The following is a 19,848-nucleotide window of genomic DNA, read 5'->3' as shown; positions in this document are numbered from 1 at the left end:
TGCGGCCGGCCAGCAGTCCGACATCGTCGGAATCGTAGTGATCTCTCATGGCCCGATTACTGTGCGAGATTGCCTAAGTCACGGAAAGCTACGGAGGGGTCTAACGTTTGTCCTCGTCCGTTCGAATGATGGACGACGGCCCCTCTTGGCGGGAACTGTAGAACCTCAATCCATCCAGCGCTAAAGAGGAAGCCGCGAGGGCTCAAACTGAAAGATGTCTTGGCTCCACTGTCTTCCGCGCCGTCCCACGCCAGCGGGGGGATAGTGCGCGCAAGAACCGGCTGTCAGCGTGCTTGCAGTGCAACGCAACTGAGGTCTCTTATCAAGGAGCAATCCACTACGGTGCCCGCCCGGTTCGAACACCGCCATCCGTCCGACCTCTGAGGCTCTCGAGATGATTTCCTGGTTTGTCCGGAGTGTTGCAGCAGCATTTGGGAATCGACGCTATGCCTTCGATATCTACGACCCCCATCCGCCTCCTACCAGCCCGCCTAGATCAACCGTGGAAAAATGAACGCAGCGCGCAAGTTTATCACGTACCGATTTCGCCGGACAAAATAGTTGATCAAAGCCGCGTGTCACAAAGGTGTCTCGCGGACAAAAAACGCCACGTTTCCAGCGCGGTGGGTCCAGAATAGTTGGGGTTAACTCAGTTTTCTTCCCCTGCGTTATCCCCGAATTTCACCGCTCTAGCTGCCGGCGAGCGCACTCGACGCCACGATTTTGCTTCATTTTGATTAAAGTTCGGATATTTCAGCGACGCCTCATGTTCACGTTTTTCACAGGGGAATTGGCCCGAACTGAGAGCATTCCAAGGGCGGGGTTTCCCCTATTGGCCAGAGCCCAACAAGGCCACGCGGCACTCCCGCGTGAAGAATAAGAGGCAATGAAGACCAAGCAAGTATCGTCCCTTTTACATAGCGCGATGTCGGACTGCGCACCGGGGCTATTTGGTGTTGGGCTTTTTTCCGCGATGACCAATCTGCTGGCGTTGACCGGTTCGCTCTATATGTTGCAGGTCTACGATCGGGTGCTGCCATCCCAGAGCATACCGACCCTGGTCGGATTGACTGCTGGCATGCTGGGTCTCTACGCGGCCTATGGACTGCTCGACCTCGTGCGACTCCGACTGTTGGCCCGCATTGCAAGCCGGCTCTACAAAAATCTCCATCAAAGGGCGTTTGCGCTTTCGGTGCTCTTGCCTCTGAAAGCTGGCCGAGAGGCTGACCGGCTGGATCCACTTCGAGACGTCGAGCACCTGCGTGGCTTTGTTGCAGGATCAGGGCCGACTGTGGTCTTCGATGCGCCCTGGATCCCTTTTTATCTGATGATCATCTACATGCTCCACCCGGCGCTCGGCATGCTCGCGACACTTGGTGCTGTTGCAGTGGTTGCAATAACCGCGCTGGCGGAAATTTTCGGTCGCACCCCCGCCAAGCTGACGTCAGAGGCAATGATATCGCAACGCGCACTTGCCGAGTCCGGGCGGCGCAATGCCGAGGTCGTTTACGCGATGGGCCTACTGCCCAGAATGGCGGGACGCTGGAGCGAACTCGTTCTTGGTTATCTGGCGCACCAAGAGCGGCTGTCCGACATCATTGGCGGAACTGCTTCGTTGTCAAAGGCGCTAAGGATGTCACTGCAATCGGGCGTGCTGGGGCTTGGCGCCTACCTGGTGATCGGCGGCGAGGCGTCGCCAGGCGTCATCATTGCATCATCGATTTTGCTTGGCCGTGCGTTGGCTCCGGTCGACGCAGCAATCGCGAACTGGAAGGGCTTCCTGTCCACCCGACACAGCTATTTCCATCTCAAGGCTACGTTGGAGGCATTCGAAACTGCGGCCGACCCCATGGAATTGCCGCGGCCGCATACACAGCTGACCGTGGAGAGACTGACTGTAGCGCCGCCTGGCATGCCGAAGCCGACGGTGCTCGATGTAAGCTTTCGCCTTACCAGCGGCGCCGGCATGGCCATTGTCGGCCCAAGCGGCTCAGGCAAGACCACCCTCGTGCGGGCATTGGTCGGAGCCTGGACTCCCCTCCAGGGCAAAGTCCGGCTGGACGGAGCCTCGCTCGACCAATGGAACCCGCGCTCGCTTGGCTCACACATCGGTTACCTGCCACAAGACGTTGAACTCTTCGACGGAACGGTTGCGGACAATATTTCGAGGTTCGGCGGAAAGAGCGACCCGAAAGGTATCCTTGCCGCCGCGAGGGCTGCAGGCATCTATTCGTTGATCATGAGCTTACCGGAGGGCTTTCAAACGCGCATCGGCGACGGAGGCAGGGCCTTATCGGCTGGCCAAAGACAATTGATTGGCCTTGCCAGGGCGCTCTATGGCGACCCATTTCTTGTTGTTCTGGATGAGCCAAACTCAAACCTCGACGTCGAAGGCGACGCCGCGCTTGCCGGTGCGATCCTGGCGGTGCGACAGCGTGGGGGCATCGTCATCGTGGTTGCGCACCGTCCCTCCGCTCTCACCAACATCGATCAGGTATTGGTGCTGGCTGATGGTATGGTCAGGACATTCGGCTCTCGCGAAGAGGTGTTGGCTAGCATCGTGCGCCCCCCCCCTTCCCCGCGCATCGTCCATCCGCTGTCATGCCCATTCGAACTGGTGTTAGCGGACATGCGTGACGTTCTGCCTCGCTTGCTTTCGTACCTTCCATTTTCCGCCTGGCCCGATGCCGGCTCGTGCTCGAAGACCTCGAAAGAGCTTACACCGACGGGCGACCTCGGACCCAGCCTGACGCTCGGACTGACGGTCACTTGCCTGCTAGTCGTAGGCGGAGGGCTATGGCTCGGTTTGACCGAAATTGCGGGCGCAGTGATCGCACCGGCAACTGTAGTCGTGGAAAGCGACACCAAGAAGGTACAGCACCAGACGGGTGGCACCATTAATGGAATCTATGTGCAGGACGGCGACCATGTCCGGGCAGGCGCAGTGTTGGTCAGGCTGGACGACACGCTGGCTCGGGCAAACCTCGAGATCATCAGCGAGGATCTAGACCGTGCCACGGTGCGACTTGCTCGACTGGAGGCCGAACGTCAAGGACTGTCGACAATGCGGATCCCAAGCGGCCTGCAGGCCGACATGGGCAATCCGAACGTGGTGGCGCTGGTCAACGGCGAGCGTACTCTGCTCGAAACAAGGGCATCGGAACTGGCCGGTCAGAAAACGCTTCTTAGAAGCCAGACCGAGCAGATCGGGCGTCAACTCGAGGGCCTCAAGGCCCAGCAGGCCGCGATGGACGAATCCGCTACCTTGCTCGGCCGCGATCTCAGCGATGTGGATAACCTGTATTCCAAAAAACTGGTCTCGAAAGAGAGACTCAGCAATGTGAGGCTTGAGGCCACAAGAGCGAAAGGCGAGTCAGGGCGTCTGGCCGCGGCTGTGGCGGAAGCACAGGTGAAGATCACCGAAACCGAATTGCAGGTCCTGCAACTTGACGAGCAAACGCGCAGCGAGGTGACCAAAGAGCTGCGTGAAACAGAAGCCAAGCGAACCGAGCTCGACGAGCGCAAGATCGTCGCGGAGAACGAGCTGTCCAAAACCGAAATCCGCGCCCCGCAATCGGGAACGATACAGCAATCCACTGTTCACACGATTGGCGGTGTAATCGCTCCAGGGGAATTGCTGATGACGATTGTCCCTGATGCGGACAACCTCGTAGTAGACGCGCGCATCCCCCCCTCCCAGGTTGACGAAGTCCGTTCGGGTCAGCCAGTCTCAATTCGCCTAACGGCGTTCGATGCGGGCACGACACCGGCGTGCAGTGGCAAGGTGAAATGGATTTCGGCAGACCTGATCAAGGATCAGCAGCACCAGCTCTCCTATTTCTCGGCACGCATCATTGTGCAAGATAAGGCTGATTGCCTGACCGACGCAAAGGTGCTTAAGCCTGGTATGCCGGCCGAGGTCCACGTAAGCACCGGCCGTCATAGCGTTTGGTCCTATCTTCTGAAGCCGCTCACGGACCAGATGTCACGTGCATTCCGCTAGAGTCCACAGCGATAGCGATCCATCACCCGAGGCCAAAGACACTCAAGACGGCGAGAACCAGCCCACTATGCAGATTTGGCAAGATTGGTTTCGCTGATGCCGATCACCCGCGCCGCCGGATTCCCTATTGGCCCGCCGGGCGCGAGCATTCTTGCCAACCCCTCCCTCGGATCAGCGATAGCATCCTTCGGCCTTCAATGACCGCACGATCCTAGCTGCCACCGGATCGTAGCGCACTTTTCATCTCGGCTGTAGTTGATGGTAAACAGCGCGGCACGGTTCGTTTATACCTTGATCGCCCCTGACATACCTAATCTCATGGTCTTTGATGCCCGACTAGCTGGTCCATTTCGGCGTAACGCGCCTATAGGTCCGTCATCCACCTCATTGCTGGTGAAGCGGAGCCCCATAAGGACGACCTGGGAGCAGCCAACAGCCGTCTCATCTGGGGACCCAATTGCTGGCATCAATTTTGGGTAGCTGGCCTACCCCGTCGTGCCGGGCCGCTCCCGACCCCCGTCCCGGACTGCGGATGTACCAGCGGCGGCGGTTCGACGTTAGGAGCGTGGCGCGCGCACTGCCTCGCACGCACTTGCGCCAGCAGAAATTGCGCCGCCGGGAGAGAGAACGCGCCCGGCGAGCTTCAGCGAAACCGGTGGAATGTAACGAACCGTGTTATTCATGCACTCTTTCTAATGTAACATCTCCATCGGCCGACTCCCCACCCCGAGTCGGCTAGGCCCGGCGGTTCAACCCAACGCACCCCAACAGAGCGCGGAACTGTCGGGCCGCTGCTAAGGCGTCCAGCCGTTCCCGGGCCGCGCCGCCCGGCACCTCGTCCTTAATTCGGATATCAGCCGGCGACTGTGAGTATCTAGTCGTGCGCCGCTCCGCCTGGGCGAATAGCTCGTCCACCATCTCCGCGGTCGGCAAGGAAGCCAATCCCGGTCACGACGGCCGCGATTGTCGACCCAAGCAGCGTGAATGCGCGGATGACGGAAAGGACTGCCGCGCCGAGGGCAAGCTCGCCGGCTGTGATGTCAGTACGGAAAACGCGGTTGAGGAGATCGGCCACAAACTGCGCGCCTGCCCGACGAGCCTTGAAGGCCGCAAGCACCAGGCCATTGAAGACGGGTTGTGGGTCTGGAGTTGTGTTCATGCGGGAGCACTTTCCCGAAAGGCATCTCGACTATTTCTCAACTCCAGAGCATGTTGGTTCCGTTCGCCAGTGGAGCGTAGATGGAAACCCCTAAGAGGTGGAAAAGACCCATGCAGAGTCAATTGAAGCGCTGGCAGCGAAGACTTTGCGGGACACGCGCTAAAGTAACGTATCCAAACGCTTCGCCAGAGCCGTGCTTGCGAACGCAGATGGCAACCCGGCCAAACCGGCTCCGCCAAAGAAACCGAAGCCCTGATCCCTAATCACCCCATGGCGCACTACGATTCCTGGCGGGACTATCTCATGACGCGAACTGATGACGTCGTGACATTGAGTTTCAAGTCTTTGGAAAAAATGGCCAGCTTGCCGGCCTCGGCCCGGGAATACGATTGGTGGTGGGCCAACGAAGATCCCGAGACAACGACCCATGTCCAATGCAAGTCGTGGCAAGCGGCCGGATTTGACGCGGATGTCGATCGTGCCCGGGCCATTGTGACGTTTAAGCGCAAGACAGCACGAGGCTAAAGGCGGGATGCGCCAGTCACGCCGCAGCTGCGTCGAGGACGGACTGCAGGTCGGGAGAGCCGTCATGATCTCGCCCCCAGACGTTATTCCGTCGCAGGAACAAAAGCTCCCGGCGCCGATTGATTTCTCGAAGGGACGGCAAACCGGAAGGATGCCGAACGATGATCGAGCTTACGGTCTTGGAAATAGCGGTCGCACGGCTACGCGCAAAGCGAGCCGAGCACTCGCTGAAGCAAGCGACGGCGCTGCTCGACGAGGACCACGGCCTCGCCGTTAGCCTGGCCCTTTGCAGCCGCATACGAGCCGGCCAGGCACGCGCGAAAGCTGCTCGCCGTCGGCTGCTCAAAATCGCGCCGACGGCACACTGAGGAGCGACCGTCATGCAGATCGCCGATTTCGATACGGCATCGATACATCATCACCGGCTGTTCCGCGATGCCAAAATCGCGATGCTTACGCACCGGGTATTGTTTCACATGCAGGCAACAGCGACCTCGGTCAACGAAGTCGAAGAGGCCTTGGAGGAGTTCGCCGATGCGGCCAGGCACGAGAGGCCGGCGGCAGATTTTGCTTTGCTGGAAGCGGGCGAAACGCTCGGATTGTGACCCGCCCATCGGCTCTTGGAGTACCACAAACGGTGGAGGCGTTCGCCAGATGGTGATCTCGCCGTGGCGACAGGTCTGAGCGACGATAGCCGCTCGTCCCGCGTGCCGAGTAAGTGTTTTGCGTTTTGAAGCTTTGACCATTGGCGAGAGGCGTGCCGAGCTTCACCAGCTCGTGCGTCTCCGCCTTCGAATCATGCGACGCCTCGATGAGGTCGATCGCTCGGCCGACTTGGTCTTGAAGGCAGCGGCCGAGGTGATCGAAGCTGTGTCGGCGGAACCTGACCGGCCGCTCAGGGTGCCAAGAGCCGATTGGACGCTTGGGATCTAGCTGCCTCGCGCGCGGTGTCATTCGTTGCGGGCTTCTCGCCAGCGTCGCCACCACTCCCTTTCAAGGATCGACGCAACCACATCGCCGGCTGGGTGCGCGGCGCGTCATGCGCGGCCTAGTGCTCGGCGAGGAAAGCGGCTTCTGGCATGCGCTCGACGACCGGGCGCGCTCGCTCCGATGACTGTGAGAAGTCGCAAAGCAGTCGTTACACTCAATGCCTCTGAACTATCCTAAGACCTAATCTACTGGCCCGCCTTACCCACAAGCACCCGCAATTCGGGTGGAGGCGAGGCGCAGAAAGTTCGAAAAGCTTCCAAGAATCCCCGTCGAGGAACAAGAACTGCGGCGGGTGACCAGAAGGCGGAAATCGCCCGCAGATTTGCAGATCGGGCTTCGATAAGCCGTCCTTATGGCCACGGCGGGATGGAACTGGCGCCGGTTTCTATCACGAGCACACGTTGGTTTGCCCTTGCCGAGGGAAACTCAAAGCATGTCCGGTCTGGACTGCTGAGCCGCCCGCCAGCCCAGGCGCTTTAGGAGCAACTTTCCCAATGGGTACGATTGGGGACTGCTGCGAAACTTGTCGATGATTTTCGCCGGTGAAAGTTCCCAGCGGGACGTTGCACGTTTCCGCAGACACGTTCCTGCGCTTTCGCCAGACCGCTCGACGGACTCTGTATAGTGTCTTTGTTCTTCGGCATAGAAGGCCATGTAGCGATCGAGCGCGGCACGGAACTCCTCCTCACGTCCGCGAGGGCTTTGAGCCGGCCGTACCGTTGGGGCTTCAGTTGCCATCGTCGGGTAGTCGCGGCTCCCAGGCATCGCACGCTCTCCTGTGGCTGAGCTGGAGCCAAGATGTCGGGCTGCCAACAAAACGTATCGAAGCGCGGCCGAACAGTTCCGAAAATCACCGAAAACACATAATGTCTCGTAATGCCGGAGCGGCTCGCATTTGGCCCTTTTGTGCTCAACCCCGAGGCGGGAACGCTTCTGAGGCAGGGTCTGCCTGTCGCGATCAGCTACCGGGGGCTGCTGCTCCTGTCGGCGATGGCAAGGAACGCTGGTGAGGTCCTGACCAAATCCGAACTGCTGAACGCCGCCTGGCCGGGGACCGCAGTCGAGGAAAGCAATCTTTCGGTCCAGATCGCGTCCCTGCGGCGCCTTCTCGGCTCCATGGCAGACTCAAAAGAGTGGATCGCAACCGTTCCGCGGGTTGGTTACCGTTTTACCGGGTCGATCGAGAGGCTCGACGAGGCAGCAGCCACCCGAAATTCTGCGGAGCCTGAGCCCTCGATCGCCGTGCTCCCTTTCGCCAACCTGAGCGACGATGCCGAGCAGCAATATTTCGCCGACGGTCTCGCGGAAGATATCATCATGAGGCTGGCCCGGCTAAGATGGCTCTTCGTCTGCGCCCGCAACTCGTCGTTCAGCTACAGGAACAAGGCCCTCGACGTCAAACAGGTCGGTCGTGAACTCGGGGTCCGCTATTTGCTGGGCGGCAGTGTCCGCCGCTCGGGTCAGCGGCTCAGGATCAGCGCCGAGGCGAGTGACACCTCCAGTGGGCGCCAAGTATGGACAGAGCGATACGACGTCCAGCTGGCTGATTTCTTCACGCTACAGGATCAGATCGCCGACAGCGTCATCGGTGCCGTCGAACCTAAACTCTATGCGGCAGAGCATCACCGTTACATCAGCCGGCCTCCCGCCAGCCTAGACGCCTGGGGCTTTGTTATGAAGGCGATGCCTCACATATGGAGCTGGAGCTCAGAAAGCGAGCTCGCGGTCGCCGAGCGCCTGCTGCGCAGGGCTGTAGACGCTGACCCGGACTACCCGCGCGCCAATAGCCTGTTCGCCTGGACGATGGCTTCCCGGGCGTTGCTCGGATTGGCGGAGCCGGCCGAGGTTCTTCCGAAGGCGAATGAGATGGCTCAGCGAGCCATTGCGCATGATGCCGACGATCCTTGGACGCATTTCGCTGCGGGTTACGTACACATGATGGCACGCCGATCGGAGGAGGCCGTCGCCGCACTAACCAATGCGATCACGCTCAATCCAAACTTTGCCATCGCACACGTCATTTTGGGCGCCGCATACGGCTTTGGTGGAATGCCGGAGGATGGCCTGCACCATCTCGCGATGGCCGAGCGACTTAGCCCTCGAGATTCCACGCAGCAGCCGGGCATCTTGACCGTGGCGGGCCTGTGTCACTTCGTTGCCCAACGATTCGTCGACGCGGCGAGTTTCGAGCATCGAGCTGTGCAGCTTCGGCCACATTTTGGCGCTGCGTGGCGTACCCTAGCCGCCGCAGCAGCAATAGCAGGGAATCTCGATGAGGCGACACGTGCCCTTTCAGAAGCGAAGCGACTCCATTCAACGCTGTCGGTCCAATGGGTGGAGAAATATTACCCGATGATTCGGGAACAGGATCGTGCCGCCTACATCGAGGGGCTGCGGATCGCCGGCCTCGAATGATATGGGCGTTTCGAGGAGCTGCCGGCCTGGCCTTAATCGCGTGCAAGACTGCTATAGCGCGCATTTGTGCTGATGTTCCGACAGGGAGGGATGCGCGGAACTCGATGCTTTACCTTATCCATCCTATCAGCCCACGTGAAGGGTGACGCCGCAGGCTCGAGCTATTCGGTGGATGTCGCAAGGAAGGTCACCTGTCCGCGCCAGCATCTCGCGCCTCATCTGCGAATGCGCGCATAATGCATAAGCGGCGCTTATCGGCAAGCTGATCGTTGTTGGACGGAAATGCTGGCATCGGCATTCCACCGCAGATGTTGCCATCCCTCCCAGGGTCGGCAGCTCGTCGGGCTTGAGGCGTTGTTGCGGGCCTCGCCCGGCGAGTTTCAGCGGTCGCCGGTTAACCTATTCGGTGGAATGCATCGCACCCCAACTTGCTTGTGCCGTCAACTTGCGCGATTCTTGATCCGTGGGGGTGGTGGCTTGGGGAAGCGCCACGATGACATTTGTTGACTATTACGAGCTGTTGGAAATCAGCCCGAGAGCGACGTCTGATACTATCGAACGAATATTCCGCTACTTCGCCAAACGATACCATCCCGACAACCCAGAAACTGGCGATCAAGGGCGCTTCAGCGATCTTGTAGAGGCGCACAACACGCTTAGAGATCCTGTCACCCGCGCGCAGTACGACATCCTCTACGGCGAATACCTAGGCCACAGCAATGAGTTGGCTCAAGAAGCGAGTGATCCCCGGGTCGTCGAGAAGGACACGATCGTCCAGACAAGAGTGCTCGCGCTGCTCTGCGCAAAGCGTCGGCAAGACGTCAATAATCCAGGCATTGGCGACGAAGAACTCGAGCGCTTATCGGGCTGCCCCCGCGAGCACCTGGAATTTCACCTTTGGTATCTTAAGGCGAAGGGTTTCATTGGCAGGACTGAGAACGGGACATTCGCCATCACCGTGCAGGGGATTGATCGGGCCTATTCGGAACAGCAGGATAGGAGGCCGATCACGGCAAGGCTGCTGGAGAACGCGGCTCGCTAACCCCCATGCGGGAAAGGTGGTCTGGTCTGCATCGGAACATTTTAGTGGTCCTGAATGTTCAAATCCTATGGACAGCCGAGACCTCACACCAGAACAAGCAAGAGCCGCCAGAGCTCTGTTGACTTGGTTGCGAGTGCGGCTCGCTGCCAAGGCCAATCTTGGCGAAATGGTTATCAACGAATTTGAAACCGGGCTCAGGAACCGACACCCCGCACTGCCGCGGCTATTCGAAATGCATTAGTGGTGGGGGGAATTGTCTTTGCGGCTGAAGGCGGCCCCTCATTGGTCCGCTCCGAAGGCGGAACTAGTAGGCACTATGCCGGCAACAGAAATTGGCGCCGCCGGAGAGCCAATGCCCCCAGCGAGTAGCGAAACCGGTGGAATGTAACCATCCGCTATCTTTATGCAGCCTCGCTAATGTGACCTCTGCAGCGGCCGAAGCTCCCTTACCGCCTCGGCTAAGGCCCGGCGGTTCAACCAACGCACCCCAACGCGGAACTGTCGGGCCGCTGGTTTGTTCGAGCATGCCCTTTGGGTCATGCACGAGCGGCGGCTTATCGGCAAGCGTCAGGCTCGCAAGCGCCATTCGGCGCCGCGGAAGAGAAGGCCGATTTCGGCTTCGGTCAGTGTGATCTGATAGCGCTGTTTTGATTGCTTCGAGTAGATGTCGTCAGCAACAATCGAGACGGTCACATCGCCGTTCTCATCGATCTGAACATCGTCGATCTGAAGTGGCGCTGAGTATATGCATTTCGGTGATCCTGGCTTCCGCCCAGGCTGAGTAGACAATCGCATGCGAGAGTATCCCCCTTGCCAGCAATTCGGCTGTTGCAAAATTGATGCCTGCAATTCGGTCCCGAGATGAGACAGGCTGTGGCTACTCCCTCGTCGTCCTTATGGATATGTGCCTCCTATTTGGGCAGAGGCGTATATTTGCGCGAGCCGAAGTCCCCCGGTTAGGCCCGGCGCTCACTGGCCTACCCCGTCAGCGTGCCGGGCCGCTTCCGACCTCCGTCGCCGACTGCGGATGTACCAGCGGCGACGGAGGAGGCCCTTGGCCTAAGGGCAAGGCGTCCAGCCATTCCGCTGCTCCGGCGCGTCACAGCATCGTTTGGAACTGCAGGTTCCGATCGTCGCGGCCGGCGCTGCGGCACTCGTGACAGTAAATGATTTTCAGCAGATCCCAATGCAGGCAGGGCTGGTCGGGGCCGAACCGACCGCCAGCGCGGCGACGGCGAGCACCGTCCTGCGCCTGCATGTGAAGCAGGCCACAGCCATGCTCGACGAGGACCACAGCCGCCACCTGGATCGAAACGGCTCTTGCTGCTTCGCCGAGGCCGAAACCACCTGTAGGGCCCCTTGCTGACTTGGTTACCAATGCCGGGAACCGGCAAACGTAGCGCATCAGCTGTTCGCTCGGATGTCCGCTTTCGGAAGCGGCTAGGATTTGCTCGACGACTGACACGGAGGTGCGAAGCTGCCGTCCACCCCCGATGCATCCTAAACGGTCCTAACCCGCATCTGCTGTCCCGCCTTATCCATTAGCGCCCGCAATTCCGCCTGAGGCGCGACCCAGAAAGTTCGAAAAGCTTCCAAGAACCCCAGCCAAACTGGATGCCCCTTAGACAAAACGGCTCTCGAGACGGAGCCGCTCAACGCGATGGATGTTACCTCACGTCCGCGCAGAGCATTCTTGAGCACAGGCGGCTCGAAAGACCCCGGGTCGAGCGATCCGGGGTCCAGTCGCTCAGAGGGCCTATTTGTTCAATTTCGCCTGCAACGCGTTGACGTCATCGGTCGTCATCTCGCTGTCGGTCGTCACCTTGCCGTCGACGATTTTCCAGAGCCGGAAGGGACCGGTGATATCGCCAAATTTGTCGAAAGACACCGGGCCGATCACGCCTTCGTAGCGGATCGGCTTTCCGTCCTTGATCAGGCCGAGCGCCTTGGCGAACTCCTCCTTGCCGGCATAGATTGGCGTGCCTGCCGGATCGACCGCCTTGTACATGGCGTCCTTGATCTTGGCCGGGTCGTCGGAGCCGGCGATGGCGATGGCGAGCCCGACGATGGCCCCGGCGTCATAGGAACGATCGGCGGCCGGGTTCGACGGCTCGATGCCTGAGAATTCCTTGTAGTTCTTGTTGAAATAGTCGGTCGAAGCGGTCGGGCTGGTGCCAGAGGACGTGCCATAGGCATCCTTGAGATAATCGGCCCCGACGGATTCAATGAAGTCAGGACTGTTCATGCCGTCATTGAGCAGGAACTTCTGCACGCCGCCTTGCGAGATCCATGTGCGGGCGACGGTGGCACCGTCGACCGGCGTGCTGACGAGATAGAGCCCGTCTGGTTCACCGGCCATCGCCGCCGTCACTTCCGAGGCATAACTCGACTGCTTCTCATTGTAGGGCGTGTCGGAGACGATGGTGCCGCCGAGCGCCTTGTAGGCGCGCGAGAACTCCGCCACCATGTTGACGCCGAAGTCGTTGTTGACGTGGATGATCGACAGCTTCTTGAAGCCCTTGTCGATGGCGTATTTGGCGGCGGCCACGCCCTGCAGCGCATCCGAGGTGATAGTGCGGAAGAAGATGCCGTTGGTCTTGCCGTCGCGGCCGAGCGCGGTCAACGTCGGCGAAGAGGACGCAGGCGACACCTGGACGATCTTGGCCGGTGCGGTGACCGAGGTGAGAATCGGGATCGACACCGAAGAGATGATGCCGCCGATGATCACCGGCACTTTCTTGACCTGGACGAGCTGGGTTGCGGCGTCGACCGCGACATTGCCCTGGCTCTGGCTGTCGCGCGTATCGGTGGCGAGATCGCAGCCGCGCACGCCGCCCGCGGCATTGATATCGCGAAAAGCCATCTCGACCGACTTGGCACCCGCTTGGCCGTATTCGCCGGCCGGGCCGGTCAACTCCATGACGAGGCCGACAGTGATCTTGCAGTCGGCGGCATGCGATGCGCCAGCCAGCGTTACGAGAGCGAGCGCGGTGGTGAATTTCAGGATCGTGTTTCTCATTGTTGTTCCCCTTCAGTTATTCGACTTTGCTTTGATCTCTTGAGCCTGTTCAGCGTTCCGGCAGCTGCAGCCAGGTCTCATGCAGATGCCGCCATTCGACGCCGTTGGGCGCCGATGAACTGGTGGTGAAGATGGCACTCGACTGTCGACGGCTGAGCTTGCCGTCGCGCAGCTGCGCCTCGACATAGAGGACGACGATGGTGTCGTCGGTTTGCCACCCGGGCCGGATGTCCTCGATCGAGATGGCAAAGCTGTCATCGCAGGTGGCGCGGCTTTGCCTGACATGGTCGACGACCGCATCGCGGCCGAGGACCGCGCCGCTCGGCGCGATCATGGTCAAGCCTTCGCCCATCACGGCTTCGAAGCGACCGAAGTCGACCGCGTCGGCGCGCACGGCGATGAACCAGTCGACGAAGAAGCGGTGCAGGTCGACGATCTCGGTGCTGGCGCGGGAAAACAGCGAGGCCTCCTGGCTCATGGCGCTTACACCCGGCCCGCATTCAAATTGTAGTGCATGATTGAGCCGTGGCGGCCATGGCGGTCACGCTCCAGCGTGTAGACGTCCCCCTCGAGACCGGGGCTTTGCGCGATCACGGCGCCGACCGCCGCCTTGTCGTCAGGGGTCAGTTGGACGTCCATGATTGCCGCATTGGCAAGCGCGTGCGACTGGTTGCGGGCGCCGACGATGACGGCCGCGACCTGCGGCTGTTCCAGCACCCAGGCACTGGCGATCGTGGCGATGTCGACGCCGTGGCGATCGCCGACCGTCTTCAATGCCTGCAGCAATTGCTGGAACAGGTCCCAGCCGCCGAAATCGTCGATGATGAGCTTGTATTTGACCAGCGAGCGGTTTTCGAGCGGCGTCGCCGGTTCGGCAGCACCCAGCCATCGATCGCTGAGGAACCCACCGGCAACCGAACCGTAGCACAGGAAATGCATCCCATGTTTCCTCGCCAGCGAGGCAAGGCCTTGGGCAGGACGCTGGTCGAGCACGGAATATTGCAGTTGCTGACTGACCAGAGGAATGCCCGTTGCCAAGATTTCGGCGAGCCGCTGCGTGTCGAAATTGGTGGTGCCGAGATTGCGAACCTTACCCTCGCGGCGGAGCTCGTCGAGCCAAGCCATCGCCTCGACATAACGAGGCTGTGCATAGTCCCACCAGTGGAATTGCACGAGGTCGATGCGCTCGGTCTTCAGCCTGCGCAGCGACTGGTCGATGATGCCCCTGATATACTCGCGGCTGATGCCGGCCAGCCGCTCGATATCGGGCACCAGCTTGGTGTGTACCTTCATCCTTGCGGCGGCATCGAGGCCGCGTTCGTTGCCAAGCCGCATACGCGCGGCGCCGATCAGCTCCTCGACACCCGTATAGATGTCGGCGCAGTCATAGGTGAAGATGCCGGCGTCGAAGGTCGCGATCAAATCGCTTACTGCTTGTTCGCGATCGATCGCGCCGTGCCCGCCGGCGAGTTGCCAGCCGCCGCGGATGACGCGCGAGATCGTGTAGCCGGGGCTGACTTCGACGGTCGTCATTTCTCTTCACCTTGCGCCGGCAGCGGCACCGCCGTCGTTTCGGCGTGGCTGAAACGCCGCTTGGCTATCCTGACGATCCTGAGCCGGCTGGCGCAGTTGGGATCTGGACAGGCAATCTCGGCGTCAGACGTCATCCAGTCATTGGCGTGCGTCAGCCGCTGCTTGGCGGCCAGCAGCGGCAGCACGGCGGCAAGCGAATAAATCGAAAAGCCTTGCCCCGCCGGCAGCGACAGCATCTCGCCCCTCAGTTCGAAATAGTCGCCGGCCTTGGCGCCGCAATAGATCGGCTTGCCCTCTGGAACGACTGCCTCGACGCGAAGATCGAAGAGCTCGAAACCGTCGTCGCGCTCGGCCATTTTCAGATCTCCGCCCGCATGAAGGTGACGTCGCACGCGCCATTGCAGCGAATAACGCCGCAGGCGACGGCGAACTCTTCCCGCTGCTCCGGCAGCACCTGTGCGACGACGCTTCCAGCGAGCCAGCCGATCGGGAACAAGAGCCGGGCGCCCTGCCCATAGAACAGGCCGATGTCGAAGATCGCGTTCGGATTGCCGCCCCACATGCGCGGCGGCACATAGGAGAGCACGATGTCGCCTGGCTGAGGCGTCAGCGTCGCATTCTCGGCTGGCAGCGGCTGGGCATAGGACTGGCCCTCCAGATGCGGCGGCGGCACCGGACAGGAGATTTCAGGGCCGGTCCACATCGCGTGGATGCCGGCGACCACGCGCGGCTTCTCCAGATAGCTCCAGAGAAAGGCAGCATTGCCCGGCGCCCTTTCCGGCAACAGCAGCGCCGTCGCCGACAATCCTGAACGCGGCTCGGTGATCTTTATGGCGCGGTTTGTCATCTCACTCCGCTCGAGCGTTGGATTGCATCTTGTCGCGGAGGAATGCAAAGGGTCGACTGATGTCGGCCACCAGAGCCTCGCGCGCAGCCTGGGCATTCTGCGCCGCAAGCGCTGCGACGATGCTGCGATGGTAATGCGCGGTGTCCACCTCGCCGGCTTCGGAAAAGGCGTAGATGGCGACGCGGATGCAGGGGCCCGATTGCAGCCAGAGGCTCTCTATCATCGGTATCAGCACAGCAGACCCGCAGGCACGGTAGATTTCAAAGTGGAAGCTCTGGTTGAGCGTAACCTCGCGGTCGATATCCTTCTTGTGCTTCAGTGCCCGGACCTCATCCCATTCGCGCAGTAGGGTCTCGACGGTTGCAATTCCACGCGGTCCCATGCGCGTCGCGGCGAGCGAGATCGCCTCCCCCTCGATCAGGATGCGTGCACGCAGCAGGTCGTCGATCCGCTCCAGCGTAATCGGCGGCACGCGCACCGAACGGTTAGGCAGCGCCTCGAGCGCTTTTTCCGTGATCAGCCGTCCGAGCGCCTCACGCACCGGCATGGTCGAAGTGACCAGCGCGTCGGCAAGGCCGCGAATGGTCAGCACCTGGCTTGGTTCGAACAGACCGCCGATCAGGGCGCGGCGCAGCTCGGAATAGACGCGGTCCTGCACAGTCTCGCGGCCGACCGGCGCAAGTTGCGCGGCGAAAACGTCATTGGTCCGCTCCACTGCTGCCTTGTGCATGCTCTCCCTGCTCCAGCCTTTTTGGCCGACCTGCCTGTTTTCGGCTTGCGGAAAAAATTAAAGCTGATTAGCGTGATCAAAGCAAGTGTGATCACATATCAAAATCAGGAAGCGATAAACGTTTCCGACCCGAGGGACTGATGGGAGACACGGTGAAACGGCATGGGGCTAGGCCCCACGAGCCGGTGCTGGCGGCAAGAAACGTCGTCAGGCGCTTCGGTGGGCTCGTCGCCGTGAACAATGTCTCGTTCGACGTTCGCCCCGGCGAGATTCTGGGCCTGATCGGTCCGAACGGCGCGGGAAAGACGACACTATTCGACCTTATGGCCGGCAGCATTTTGCCATCCAGCGGCGAGATCTATCTGGGCGGCGTGCCCGTTTCCGGCGAGGCCGCGCATCGCCGCATCGGACGTGGCCTCGGGCGAACGTTTCAGATTCCACGGCCGCTCCCCAACCTGACGCTGATCGAGAACGTCATGCTTGCCGCGCAAGGGCAGACTGGCGAGCGGCTGCTTGCCAATTTCCTTACGCCATGGCGGGTCGCCGCCGAAGAGAAAGCCGCCGCGAAGAAAGCCGCCGAGCTGCTGGAGCTCGTCTCGCTGACTCGCCTGGCGCAGGAACCGGCGCGGGTGCTTTCCGGCGGCCAACGCAAGCTGCTCGAGCTCGCCCGTGTGATGATGGCCGATCCGGCGATCATCCTGCTCGACGAGCCGGCGGCCGGCGTCAACGCGACGCTGCTCGAGGTCATCATCGACCGCATCCGCGACATCAACGAGAGCGGCATCACCTTCCTGCTGATCGAGCACAATATCGACATGGTGACGCGGCTTTGCCACCGCGTGCTGGTGATGGCGAGCGGCAATCTGCTGTGCGAGGGCACCGCCGACGAGGTGGCGCGGGACCCGCGTGTCATCGAGGCCTATCTCGGGGGCCCGGCATGAACGAAACCGTGCTGAACGTCAGCGACCTCGAAGCCGGCTACGAGCCCGGCGTACCGATCGTGCGCGGCGCCTCGATCACCGTCAACAAGGGCGAGATCGCAGTCGTGCTTGGGCCGAATGGCGCCGGCAAATCGAGCCTGATCAAGGCCATCGCCGGCCTTGTCCCGATCAGCCGGGGCAAGGTGCTGCTCGATGGCAAGGACATCACCGCGGCGCCCGCCCACACCATGGTCCGCCTCGGCCTTGCCTTCGTTCCGCAGACTGAGAACGTCTTTCCACGGATGTCGGTGGAGGACAATCTGAAGGTCGCCTGCGGCATCCTCGAACGGCGCCAGGCGCCTGCCCGCATCGAAGAAATGTATGCGGCCTTCCCCGACCTTCTGCGCCAGCGGCGGACCCCCGCCGGCAACCTCTCGGGCGGGCAGCGGCAGATGCTCGCGGTGGCGCGGGCGCTGATCGTTCATCCGAAGGTGCTGGTGCTCGACGAGCCCTCGGCCGGACTGTCGCCGAAATTCGTGTCGATGGTGTTCGAGATGCTTTCGGACATCCGCAAGCACGGCGTCACCATCCTGTTGGTCGAGCAGAACGCCAAGGCAGCGCTCGCCATCGGCGATCGCGCATACGTGCTGGTCGAGGGCAAGGAACGGCATGAGGCGGCCGCCTCGACGCTATGGGACGATCCGGTTATCGCAGAGCTCTATCTTGGCCAGCGGCCGCTCCGTAAGGACAGCGCACCGCACACCGAGACGGGAGGCGCGGCATGAGCCTGCAATTCGTCGTCGACGGGCTGCTCACCGGCTCGATGATCGGACTTGGCGCCATCGGCGTAACGCTGACCTACTCCATCCTGCGCTTCTCGAACTTCGCCCATGGCGATTTCATGGCCTGGGGCACCTATGCGACCTTGACCGTCGTCGGCGCCATTGCCGCCATGTTCGGCAAGGTAGCGCCGATCGCGCCTTTGTCATTCGGCTGGCCGCTCATCGTCGCGCTGGTCGTCGGCGTGGCGTTCACGGCCCTGCTCGCGCTACTGCTCGACGAGGTGCTGTTTTCGCGACTGCGCAAGCAGGAGCAGGCGATCATTGCGGTTATGGGAAGTTTTGGCGCCTCAATGGCGCTCAGAAGCCTGCTCGAATTCATCTTTACCTCGCGCCCGACCTATTTCAGTCGCGCCATCCAGATCGCGATGCCGGTCGGCTTCGGCATCCGCATCACGCCCGATCAGATCGCGCTCCTTATTCTGACCGCGGCGCTAGTGCTGGGCGTCCATCTTCTGACGACACGCACCCGGACCGGCCGCTCCATGCAGGCGATGAGTCAGAACCCGGCGCTTGCCCGCATCGCCGGCATCGACGTCGCCAGCGTCGTGCGCGTCACCTGGGTCATCGGCGCAGCGCTGGCCTGCTTCGCCGGCGTGATGATCGGCGTGTTGGTTCAGATCCGTCCACTGATGGGTTTCGATATGCTGTTGCCGATGTTCGCCGCCGCCATACTGGGTGGCATCGGCAGCATTCCGGGCGCGGTGCTGGGCGGTCTGATCATCGGCCTCGCCGAGGCCGGCGCGGTACAGCTGATCGGCGCTGAATGGCGCGCCGCGGTCTCCTTCATCATTCTGATGGTAGTGCTGATCGTGCGCCCCATCGGGCTCTTCGGGGTGCGTGAAAGATGATCGATCTGGTGGGCTACGGCGCCTTCTTCCTGACGACGGCATTGATCTTCTCGCTGGTCACGCTCGGCCTCAACCTACAATGGGGTCTGACAGGTCTGTTCAATGTCGGCCCCGCCGGCTTCGTCGCCATCGGAGCCTACACCTCCGCGCTGCTCACCACTCCCGACGACCCCGCCCGGCTGGGCGGCCTCGGCCTGCCGATCCTCGTCGGCTGGCTGGGGGCGATGCTTGTTGGCGGGGTTGCCGCCGCGCTGACCGGCGTTGCCACGTTGCGGCTCAGATCGGATTATCTGGCAATCACGACTTTCGGTGTCGCGGTCGTCGTGCAACTGGTCGCGCTCAACGCACAGAAGCTCACGGGCGGCCCGTTCGGCATCGGCTTCATCCCGCGACCGTTCGGCGACCTCGCCGAAACACCGCTGCTCTTCAACCTGTCAAATCTGGCCATTGTCTCGGCGGTGATGCTCGCCGCATATCTGGCGCTCGAACATCTGACGCGCAGTCCGTGGGGCCGTGTCCTGAAAGCGCTGCGCGAAGATGAGCGCGCCGCGATCTCCCTCGGCAAGAGCGCACGCTTCTATCGTGTCCAGGCCTTTGCCGTCGGCGGCGCGATCATGGCACTTGCCGGCGCGCTGCAGGCGCATTTCATCGGCTTCATCGCACCCGACAATTACCTGTCGATCCTCACCTTCCAGGTATGGGTGATGCTGATCGTCGGCGGCTCCGGGAGCAACGCCGGCGCCATTGCGGGCAGTGTATTGGTCTGGGCGATATGGGCGGGCTCTGGCGCGCTCACAAGCGTGCTTTTCGCGCCAGAACAGCAGGCGCGAGCCGCATCTCTGCAGATCGTCGCAATCGGCGTGATGCTGTGCGTTATCCTATTGGTTCGGCCGAACGGATTGTTCGGGAAGCGGCCACGGCGGGCGCGTTTCGGCAAGCGGACGAAGGCCACAGCCAGCGAAAGCGGATCCTGAA

19 protein-coding genes are annotated in these 19,848 nt (G+C 61.3%); 11 read left to right on the top strand and 8 right to left on the bottom strand.

Going from position 1 to position 19,848, the window contains the following annotated elements:
• The first annotated feature begins 886 nt into the window (after nt 1-886).
• The gene (locus EJ069_RS33160) at nt 887-4,003 is read left to right on the top strand and encodes a type I secretion system permease/ATPase (protein ID WP_245456459.1); all 3,117 of its coding nucleotides are present in this window, start codon (nt 887-889) and stop codon (nt 4,001-4,003) included.
• Between the two features lie 874 nt (nt 4,004-4,877).
• On the opposite strand, the gene EJ069_RS07865 is transcribed toward EJ069_RS33160, so the two are convergent.
• The gene (locus tag EJ069_RS07865; protein WP_126060818.1) at nt 4,878-5,162 is read right to left on the bottom strand and encodes a hypothetical protein; all 285 of its coding nucleotides are present in this window, start codon (nt 5,160-5,162) and stop codon (nt 4,878-4,880) included.
• 303 nt (nt 5,163-5,465) lie between these two features.
• On the opposite strand from EJ069_RS07865, the gene EJ069_RS07860 reads away from it, so the two are divergent.
• From EJ069_RS07860 to EJ069_RS07840, 5 genes are all read left to right on the top strand, one after another.
• Nucleotides 5,466-5,687 (top strand): hypothetical protein, encoded by a 222-nt coding sequence (locus EJ069_RS07860; RefSeq protein WP_126060817.1) that lies wholly within the window; start codon nt 5,466-5,468, stop codon nt 5,685-5,687.
• 161 nt (nt 5,688-5,848) lie between these two features.
• Nucleotides 5,849-6,055, top strand: a complete 207-nt coding sequence (locus tag EJ069_RS07855; RefSeq protein WP_126060816.1) for a hypothetical protein — start codon at nt 5,849-5,851, stop codon at nt 6,053-6,055.
• 12 nt (nt 6,056-6,067) lie between these two features.
• A complete protein-coding gene (locus EJ069_RS07850; RefSeq protein ID WP_126060815.1) occupies nt 6,068-6,292 on the top strand; it encodes a hypothetical protein in 225 nt (74 codons plus the stop codon).
• 1,261 nt (nt 6,293-7,553) lie between these two features.
• Complete coding sequence (locus EJ069_RS07845) at nt 7,554-9,092, top strand: winged helix-turn-helix domain-containing protein (protein WP_126060814.1); 1,539 nt, start codon at nt 7,554-7,556, stop codon at nt 9,090-9,092.
• A 493-nt stretch (nt 9,093-9,585) separates the two neighbouring features.
• Nucleotides 9,586-10,134, top strand: a complete 549-nt coding sequence (locus EJ069_RS07840; RefSeq protein WP_126060813.1) for a J domain-containing protein — start codon at nt 9,586-9,588, stop codon at nt 10,132-10,134.
• A 567-nt stretch (nt 10,135-10,701) separates the two neighbouring features.
• Here the strand turns inward: EJ069_RS07840 and EJ069_RS33700 are convergent.
• Complete coding sequence (locus EJ069_RS33700; RefSeq protein ID WP_281058766.1) at nt 10,702-10,827, bottom strand: hypothetical protein; 126 nt, start codon at nt 10,825-10,827, stop codon at nt 10,702-10,704.
• Between the two features lie 418 nt (nt 10,828-11,245).
• Here EJ069_RS33700 and EJ069_RS32600 point away from each other — a divergent pair, with 418 nt between their 5' ends.
• Nucleotides 11,246-11,500, top strand: a complete 255-nt coding sequence (locus EJ069_RS32600) for a hypothetical protein (RefSeq protein ID WP_145965052.1) — start codon at nt 11,246-11,248, stop codon at nt 11,498-11,500.
• Between the two features lie 390 nt (nt 11,501-11,890).
• Here EJ069_RS32600 and EJ069_RS07825 read toward each other — a convergent pair whose 3' ends face one another.
• Genes EJ069_RS07825 through EJ069_RS07800 form a run of 6 tightly spaced genes read right to left on the bottom strand, consistent with a single transcriptional unit; the run spans nt 11,891 to nt 16,263 of the window.
• Nucleotides 11,891-13,153, bottom strand: coding sequence for an ABC transporter substrate-binding protein (locus EJ069_RS07825; protein ID WP_126060811.1), 1,263 nt, complete (start codon nt 13,151-13,153; stop codon nt 11,891-11,893).
• Nucleotides 13,154-13,202: 49 nt separating this feature from the next.
• Nucleotides 13,203-13,631 carry a DUF4440 domain-containing protein gene (locus EJ069_RS07820; protein ID WP_126060810.1) on the bottom strand — a complete coding sequence of 143 codons (429 nt, stop codon included), beginning with the start codon at nt 13,629-13,631 and terminating at the stop codon, nt 13,203-13,205.
• Between the two features lie 5 nt (nt 13,632-13,636).
• Nucleotides 13,637-14,686: an aldo/keto reductase gene (locus EJ069_RS07815; RefSeq protein WP_126060809.1), complete on the bottom strand. Its 1,050-nt coding sequence runs from the start codon at nt 14,684-14,686 to the stop codon at nt 13,637-13,639.
• Nucleotides 14,683-15,042, bottom strand: coding sequence for a TIGR04076 family protein (locus EJ069_RS07810; RefSeq protein WP_126060808.1), 360 nt, complete (start codon nt 15,040-15,042; stop codon nt 14,683-14,685). Before EJ069_RS07810 ends, EJ069_RS07815 begins: the two co-directional genes overlap by 4 nt.
• A 2-nt stretch (nt 15,043-15,044) precedes the next feature.
• Nucleotides 15,045-15,533 (bottom strand): DUF3830 family protein, encoded by a 489-nt coding sequence (locus EJ069_RS07805; protein ID WP_126060807.1) that lies wholly within the window; start codon nt 15,531-15,533, stop codon nt 15,045-15,047.
• Nucleotide 15,534: 1 nt separating this feature from the next.
• The gene (locus tag EJ069_RS07800) at nt 15,535-16,263 is read right to left on the bottom strand and encodes a GntR family transcriptional regulator (protein WP_126060806.1); all 729 of its coding nucleotides are present in this window, start codon (nt 16,261-16,263) and stop codon (nt 15,535-15,537) included.
• A gap of 152 nt (nt 16,264-16,415) precedes the next feature.
• Here EJ069_RS07800 and EJ069_RS07795 point away from each other — a divergent pair, with 152 nt between their 5' ends.
• Genes EJ069_RS07795 through EJ069_RS07780 form a run of 4 tightly spaced genes read left to right on the top strand, consistent with a single transcriptional unit; the run spans nt 16,416 to nt 19,847 of the window.
• Complete coding sequence (locus EJ069_RS07795; protein ID WP_245456458.1) at nt 16,416-17,204, top strand: ABC transporter ATP-binding protein; 789 nt, start codon at nt 16,416-16,418, stop codon at nt 17,202-17,204.
• Nucleotides 17,201-17,968, top strand: coding sequence for an ABC transporter ATP-binding protein (locus tag EJ069_RS07790; RefSeq protein ID WP_126060804.1), 768 nt, complete (start codon nt 17,201-17,203; stop codon nt 17,966-17,968). The genes EJ069_RS07795 and EJ069_RS07790 overlap by 4 nt, the downstream gene beginning before the upstream one ends.
• Nucleotides 17,965-18,873: a branched-chain amino acid ABC transporter permease gene (locus EJ069_RS07785; RefSeq protein ID WP_126060803.1), complete on the top strand. Its 909-nt coding sequence runs from the start codon at nt 17,965-17,967 to the stop codon at nt 18,871-18,873. Before EJ069_RS07790 ends, EJ069_RS07785 begins: the two co-directional genes overlap by 4 nt.
• A complete protein-coding gene (locus EJ069_RS07780) occupies nt 18,870-19,847 on the top strand; it encodes a branched-chain amino acid ABC transporter permease (RefSeq protein WP_189476223.1) in 978 nt (325 codons plus the stop codon). Before EJ069_RS07785 ends, EJ069_RS07780 begins: the two co-directional genes overlap by 4 nt.
• The last annotated feature ends 1 nt before the right edge of the window (nt 19,848 follow it).

The sequence above is a fragment of the Mesorhizobium sp. M2A.F.Ca.ET.043.05.1.1 genome (genome assembly GCF_003952445.1).
Lineage (GTDB): Bacteria > Pseudomonadota > Alphaproteobacteria > Rhizobiales > Rhizobiaceae > Mesorhizobium.
Note: the sequence above shows the minus strand (reverse complement) of the source record. Positions and strands in the feature narration are given on the sequence as shown.